The sequence below is a fragment of the Streptomyces sp. AA4 genome (genome assembly GCF_000158875.1).
Lineage (GTDB): Bacteria > Actinomycetota > Actinomycetes > Mycobacteriales > Pseudonocardiaceae > Amycolatopsis.
The window spans coordinates 2,277,599-2,279,611 of sequence record NZ_GG657746.1 but is presented as its reverse complement, the minus strand read 5'-3'; the positions used below and the strand labels follow the sequence as shown (position 1 = coordinate 2,279,611).

Sequence of the window (2,013 nt, the reverse complement as noted above, 5' to 3'; positions counted from 1 at the left end):
TGTCAAGGCGGGAAAGATGCCTTGACAAGCACCCCCAGACCGCAGGGAAGCTTCGTATCGGGGTTGGGGGAGGGCTGGGTGCCACGCTGGTTTTGTGCATCGGCGGCGGTTTCTGCGGTGTGAAAAAAGGCCCTCACGGGGGTGTCCGTGAGGGCCTTTTGCGGGCTGTGGTCAGCCTTGTTGTTGTTCTGCGATGTGTTGGGCTACCGCCTCCGGGAGGGTGATCGGGAGCGGGGTGCGCACCGGCATGGGGGAGTTGCCTCGGTCTACTACCGTGCGGCGGACGATTGCTCGCAGGACTTCCGGGGCTTGCGAGGCGGTTGATTGCGGGCCCGCGATGACGCCGCGGAGCATCCAGCGCGGGCCGTCTACTCCGACGAAGCGCAGGGCTACGTCGCCGACGATCGCGGACAGTTCCATGCCCCATTCGCCTCGGCCGACGTTGACCTTCGCGCCGTCTGCGCGGAGCTGGTCCGCCAGTTCGTTGCTCACTTCGCGCCACAGGCCGCCGGATTTCGGGGCGGCGTAGGCGCTGACGGTGATTTGCCCGACTTCCGTCACGACGTGCACCGCGCGCACGCCGCCTTCCTCCGGGTCCATTTCGACCTGCACCTGCGAACCGTCGGGCACCGGTACGCGTACCGAGCCCAGGTCGATGCGCGGGATGCCGTCTTCTTCGGCCTCGGTGACGTCGAACGGGCCGTCGGGTGTTTCCGACAGCTGGTCCTCGGGTTCGAGCGCGTCGTCGGCTTCGACGCTTTCGCGCTCGGAAGCGACGCCTCCGGTCTCGTCGTCGCCGGACCGGCGCTTGCGTCCGAAAATCCCCACTATCGTTCCGTTCCTTCCCCGGTGCCCGCGCCGGTGTCTCCGGCGCCGGGTGCCAGTGTGGCGTGCCCGCCGGTCGAGCCGTAACCTCCCGCGCCGCGTTCGGTCGGCTCGAGTTCGGCGACCTCGACGAACTCCGCGTGCTCCACTCGCTGGATCACCAGCTGCGCGATCCGGTCGCCGCGAGCCAGCACGATTTTCTCGCGCGGGTCGTGGTTGACGAGACAGACCTTGATCTCGCCGCGGTAGCCCGAGTCGATCGTGCCGGGAGTGTTGACCACCGACAATCCGACGCGCGCCGCGAGCCCCGAGCGGGGGTGCACGAACCCGGCGTACCCGGTGGGCAGCGCGATCGCGACCCCGGTGCCGACGACCCCGCGCTCGCCGGGTCCGAGCACGATATCCGAGGTGGTGACGAGATCGGCCCCGGCGTCGCCGGGCCGGGCATAGGCGGGCGGCGGGACTTCGGGGTCGAGCCGCTGGAGGAGGACCTGAACGCTGGACACGGGCGGCGAGACTACCCTTGCGGTGTGGCTGACCGCGTGAACACCGCCGCGACGGGCGTCGTCGCACACTCCGAACGGCTCTACCTGCCGTGGTGGGGCTGGCCCCTGCCGATGGCCGGAGCGATCCTGCTCGGCGTCGAAGTCCACCTGGGCTACCCGTCGATCCCGATGTGGATCCCGCTCGCGATCGCCGTCCCGGTCATGGCCGCCCTCCTGCTCTCGATGGGCAGGGCGAAAGTCACGATCACCGCGGGCGACGACCCAGAACTCTGGCTGGGCGACGCCCACCTGCCGCTGCGCTACGTAGGCGACATCACCGTCGTGGAAAAAGACGCGAAACGCCACGCCCTGGGCCGCGACGCAGACCCCGCAGCGTTCGTCCTGCACCGCGGCTGGGTGGGCCCAGCAGTCCGCATCACCCTGACCGACCCAGCGGACCCCACCCCGTACTGGCTCTTCAGCACCCGCAAACCAAAGCGAGTAGCAGAACTGCTCAGCAACCACGCGAACCACGCGTAAACAGAAACCAGCGCACCCAACCCCCCCAAGCACCCGCCCCTCCCCCATCCCCGATACAAAGCCGCCCTGCGGTTCGTATATATATATATATATATATATATATATATATATATATATATATATATATATATATATATATATATATATATATATATATATATAT

At 65.9% G+C, this 2,013-nt stretch carries 3 protein-coding genes; 1 reads left to right on the top strand and 2 read right to left on the bottom strand.

The window, feature by feature from the left end:
- Positions 1-171: 171 nt before the first annotated feature.
- The gene (locus SSMG_RS10715) at positions 172-828 is read right to left on the bottom strand and encodes a DUF3710 domain-containing protein (RefSeq protein ID WP_009075569.1); all 657 of its coding nucleotides are present in this window, start codon (positions 826-828) and stop codon (positions 172-174) included.
- Positions 828-1,331 carry a dUTP diphosphatase gene (gene dut / locus SSMG_RS10710; RefSeq protein ID WP_009075566.1) on the bottom strand — a complete coding sequence of 168 codons (504 nt, stop codon included), beginning with the start codon at positions 1,329-1,331 and terminating at the stop codon, positions 828-830. Before dut ends, SSMG_RS10715 begins: the two co-directional genes overlap by 1 nt.
- 24 nt (positions 1,332-1,355) lie before the next feature.
- On the opposite strand from dut, the gene SSMG_RS10705 reads away from it, so the two are divergent.
- Complete coding sequence (locus SSMG_RS10705; RefSeq protein ID WP_037713272.1) at positions 1,356-1,850, top strand: DUF3093 domain-containing protein; 495 nt, start codon at positions 1,356-1,358, stop codon at positions 1,848-1,850.
- Positions 1,851-2,013 lie beyond the last annotated feature (163 nt).